4 protein-coding genes are annotated in these 4498 nt (G+C 75.8%); 3 read left to right on the forward strand and 1 reads right to left on the reverse strand.

The genetic code is table 11. The features are described from left to right. The coding region (locus ABZY57_RS32060; protein WP_356517949.1) for a PP2C family protein-serine/threonine phosphatase at positions 1 to 1153 on the reverse strand (1153 nt) is incomplete at its 3' end. A 76-nt stretch (positions 1154 to 1229) separates the two neighbouring features. On the opposite strand from ABZY57_RS32060, the gene ABZY57_RS32065 reads away from it, so the two are divergent. From ABZY57_RS32065 to ABZY57_RS32075, 3 genes are all read left to right on the forward strand, one after another. Further along, positions 1230 to 1940 (forward strand): VIT family protein, encoded by a 711-nt coding sequence (locus ABZY57_RS32065; RefSeq protein ID WP_356517951.1) that lies wholly within the window; start codon positions 1230 to 1232, stop codon positions 1938 to 1940. A gap of 165 nt (positions 1941 to 2105) precedes the next feature. Beyond that, entirely contained in the window at positions 2106 to 2999 is an 894-nt protein-coding gene (locus ABZY57_RS32070; protein WP_356517953.1) for a TIGR01777 family oxidoreductase, read from the forward strand. A 208-nt stretch (positions 3000 to 3207) separates the two neighbouring features. Beyond that, on the forward strand, positions 3208 to 4467 hold the full coding sequence (locus ABZY57_RS32075) for an FAD-dependent oxidoreductase (RefSeq protein WP_356517955.1): 1260 nt from the start codon (positions 3208 to 3210) through the stop codon (positions 4465 to 4467). Positions 4468 to 4498: the final 31 nt, after the last annotated feature.

The raw sequence follows: 4498 nt of genomic DNA on the forward strand, positions 1-4498 counted from the left end.
ACCGTGGCCTCCAGGACGCCTTCGACGGGCGCGTCGGCGCCGGCTCCCGCTCCGGGTCCCCGGAGCGGGAGGGGGACAGGGCCGGGGACAGCACCAGCAGAGCCACGTCGTCGCGCGGACCGCCCCCGCTGAAGGACCGCAAGTCGCGCCACACCGCCGGGGCCAGCCCTTCCGGATCCGTCGCCAGCACGGGCACGCGCGCGGCCAGCGGGTAGAAGTTCCCCGCCGCGTCGCGGGCCTCCGTCACGCCGTCCGTGTACATCACGAGCCGGTCCCCGGGGAGCACACGGAGCTCGGCCGGCGCCGCCGGGGTGGGTCCGGCCAGGCCCAGGCCCAGCGGAGGCCCCGGGTCCACGTCGACTTCCGAGACCGTGAAACCCCGGAGCAGCAGGGGCGGGGGATGCCCGCACGACACGATCCGTACGAGGTCCATCCCGGGCGGGAACTCCAGCAGCACCGCCGTCGCGAAGAGTTCCGCGTGCGCCACCGACTCGGCCGCCGAGTCCGCCAGCAGCCGCCGGTCCAGCCGGGCCGCCACCGTCGTGAGCTCCGCGTCGTCCAGGACCCCCTCCCGGAAGGCGCCGAGCAGCGAGGCCACGGTGCCTACGGCGGCCAGGCCGTGGCCCTGGACGTCGCCGATCAGCGCGCGCACGCCGTAGGGGCCGACCCGTACGTCGTACAGGTCGCCGCCGACCAGGGTGCCCTGCTGGGCCGCCCGGTAGAGGCCCGCGCAGCCGACCGCGCCGACCCGTTCGGGGACGGGCGGCAGGACCGCGAGCTGCGCCGCCTCCGCGACGGTGCGCACGCTCACCAGCTGGGCGTCGCGGCGTTTTCTGACCCAGGCGACCACCACGCTGAGGAGCCCGATCACCGCCACGGTCGCGAGGTCGGAGCCCTGGGCGTGGGCGATCCCGAGCGAGGGCAGGCCGATGAGGACCAGCACCACGGCGGCGAAGACCGCCGTCCCGGTGGCCCCGTAGGCGAAGGCGGCCACCGGGGGGAGTCCGGCCAGGAAGTAGCCCAGCTCGACATCGCCCGGGGTGATGCGCTGCACGAACACCAGCACCACCAGGGCCACCGCTGGCGCGAGGCGGGCCCAGCGCGGTGGCGGCGCCCCACGCAGCCAGCCCGGCTCCTCGCGTCGGCTTCTCACCCCTCCACCCTGATCCCGGCGCCGAAGGCGCGCACGCCGGGTGGCTCCGTCCGGCGGCGGCCGCGACAGTGGTGGCGTGACGGAAACGGACAGCGGCGCGCACGCGCAGAGCGCGGAGATCAGTACCCGGCTGAACTGGCTGCGCGCGGGGGTGCTCGGTGCGAACGACGGGATCATCTCCACGGCGGGCCTGGTCGTCGGTGTCGCCGGGGCCACGACCTCGCGGTCGGCGATCCTGGCGGCGGGCGTCGCCGGGCTGCTGGCGGGCGCGCTGTCGATGGCGGCAGGGGAGTACGTGTCGGTCAGCTCCCAGCGGGACTCGGAGAAGGCGGCGCTGGACGCGGAGCGGCGCGAGCTGGAGGAGTCGCCGGAGGAGGAGCTGGAGGAACTGACGGGGCTGCTGGTGGGCAGGGGGCTGAGCGAGCCGGTGGCCCGGGAGGCGGCGGAGCAGCTGACGGAGCGGGACGCGCTGCGGGCGCACGCGCGGGTGGAGCTGGGGATCAACCCCGACGAGCTGGCCAACCCCTGGCACGCGGCGGCGGCGAGCCTGGTGGCGTTCACGGTCGGGGCGCTGCTGCCGCTGCTGGCGATCGTCCTGCCGGGGGCGTCGCAGCGGGTCCCGGTGACGGTGGTGGCCGTCCTGCTGTCCCTGACCCTGTGCGGGGTGATCAGCGCACGGCTGGGCGGGGCGCCTCCCGTCCGGGCGGTCCTGCGCAACGTCGGCGGCGGCGCCCTGGCGATGGCGGTGACCTACGCGGTCGGCACCTGGCTGGGCGCAGCCACCTGACCGGGCGGGGTCGCACGGGTGCTCGGGGCCGCCCCGAGCTCGGGGGCTCCGCCCCGGGCTCCGCCCCGGGTCCCGCTCGTCGAACGCCGGAGGAGCCGGATTCCGGCCGACGCCGGTCCGGGGCCGAACGGGTCCCCGGCGCGGGCCCACTGCCAAGATGGGGCCATGCGTATCGCAGTCACCGGTGCCACCGGGCTCATCGGCAGCGCCCTCGGGCGGTCACTGAAGGCCGACGGACACGACGTCGTCCGCTTCGTGCGGAGGGAGCCTGCCGGGCCCGGCGAGGCGCGGTGGGACCCCGCGCGCGGGTACGTGGACCCGGCCGGGCTCGCCGGGTGCGAAGCCGTCGTGCACCTCGCCGGGGCCGGGGTCGGAGACCACCGCTGGACGGCCGCCTACAAGCGGCGGATCCGCGACAGCCGGGTGAAGGGCACGGCCGCCATCGCCTCGGCCGTCGCCGCCATGGACGAGCCGCCCGCGACGCTCGTCTGCGGATCCGCCATCGGGTACTACGGCGACACGGGAGACCGGACGGTCGACGAGGGCTCCCCGGCCGGGGAAGGGTTCCTCCCCGAGATCTGCGTGCAGTGGGAGGCCGCCGCCGCGCCCGCCCGGGACGCCGGGGTCCGGACCGTGTTCGCCCGTACCGGACTGGTCGTCGCCGCCGAGGGCGGGGCCTGGGGGAAGCTGTTCCCGATCTTCAAGGCCGGCATCGGCGGCCGCCTCGGCAACGGCCGCCAGTACTGGTCGCACATCTCGATGCACGACGAGATCGCCGCCCTGCGCCACATCATCGACACCCCGGCCCTCGCCGGGCCGGTGAACCTGACCGCCCCCGAGCCCCTGACCAACCGCGAGGTCACCGCCGCGATGGGCCGCGTCCTGCACCGCCCGGCGGTGTTCGCCGTGCCCGCGCCGGTCATGCGCGCGGTGCTCGGGGAGTTCGCCCAGGACGTGCTGGGCAGTCAGCGGGTGCTTCCCGCCCGGCTGCTGGAGTCCGGGTTCGTCTTCCGGTACCCGGGGATCGAGGAGTCGATCAGGGCCGCGCTGGAGGCCTGAAACACCCGGTGCTGCGGGCCTGAAAGCCCCGGGGCGCCGGGGGGAGCGCCCCGGCGCACGCATGCGACCATCCGTGAGCCGAATGCGACCGCCGTGCGACCGGAGTTGACCGCATTACCCGTAACGGCATGCCCAACTCGGGTTCCGCTCGAGCCCGTTGGGGGAAGGAGGTTCCCCACACAGCCGGGCCGACCTCGGGGAGGGGCACGTGCTCAACAGCACACACGCACACCATGCGGACGTGGTCATCGTAGGAGCCGGAGTCTCCGGACTCGCGGCAGCGCACCACCTGATCGCGGCCGGAGTCACGGTCATCGTCCTGGAGGGCGCAGACGACCCCGGCGGCCGGATGGCCACCGAGATCGTGGACGGCTTCCGGCTCGACCGGATCGGCCAGCTCCTCAACACCGCCTACACCGAACCGGCCCGCACCCCGGGCCTGGAAGGCCTGGTCCTCAAGCCCTTCGCACCCGGCGCCCTCGTCCACAGCGACGGCAGGACCCTGCGCGCCGGGGCCCTCACCCCGGCCCGCGCCCTGACCAGCGGCTCCCTCGACCAGGCACGGATCGGCGCGGCGCTCGCCCGCCTCGCCGCGCTGCCCGAGGAACGCCTCATGGCCCGCCCCGAGCGCACCGCGCACGCCGCCCTGAGCTCCAGGAGCCTGGGTACGACGCTGCGCCCGCTCCTCGCCGCGCTCCTGCGCGACCCCGCACTCGGCACCTCCAGCCGCGTCGCCGACCTGGCCCTGCGCACCTTCGCGCGCGGCCGGCTCGCCGTACCCGAGGGCGGCGCCGCCACCCTGCCCGGACTGCTCGCCGCCGCACTGCCGCCCGGCACCGTACGGACCGGGGTCCGGGTCCGCTCCCTCGCCACCAACCTGGTCACCACCGAGGAGCACGGCGACTTCAGCGGCCGCTCCGCCGTCCTGGCCACCGGCGCCCGGGCCGCCGCCGCACTGCTCCCGGGCCTGCGCGTGCCCGCCTTCCACCAGGTGACCGTGATGCACCACGCCACCACCACCCCGCTCGCCTGGGACGGCTCGCTGCTCCTGGACGGCGACCCGGACTGGCCCGTCGCCCACACGGCGGTGATGAGCGCGGTCGACCCGACGCGCGCCCCGGCCGGCCGCAGCCTGGTCACCACCACCGTGCTCGGCCCGCCACCGCCCACCCGGACGGTCGCCTCGCGCCTGGCCCGGCTCTACGAGACCGCGACCCGGGACTGGGAACTGCTCGCCGTCCACCACACCCCCGAGGCCGTCCCCGCCATGCCCCCGCCGCAGGACAACCGGCGCACCGTCCGGGTCCTGGCCGGCCTGTACGTGTGCGGAGACCACCGGGACACCAACACCGTCGAGGGGGCCCTGCGCTCGGCCCGCCGCGCCGCGGCCGCCGTCCTGCGCCCGCGACTACTACCTACAGCACCAGCAACGGCAAGGCGACCACAGCCCTGCCGGCAGAAACACTGACGAAACACTAAGGCGCGCAAGACCTCATGGG

Origin of the sequence: Streptomyces sp. NPDC006450 (genome assembly GCF_040612195.1) — a bacterium.
Taxonomy (GTDB): domain Bacteria; phylum Actinomycetota; class Actinomycetes; order Streptomycetales; family Streptomycetaceae; genus Streptomyces.

Coding starts and splice junctions, on each gene's coding strand:
- ABZY57_RS32070 (WP_356517953.1), top strand. CDS start 2,106: ATGCGTATCGCAGTCACCGGTGCCACCGGGCTCATCGGCAGCGCCCTC.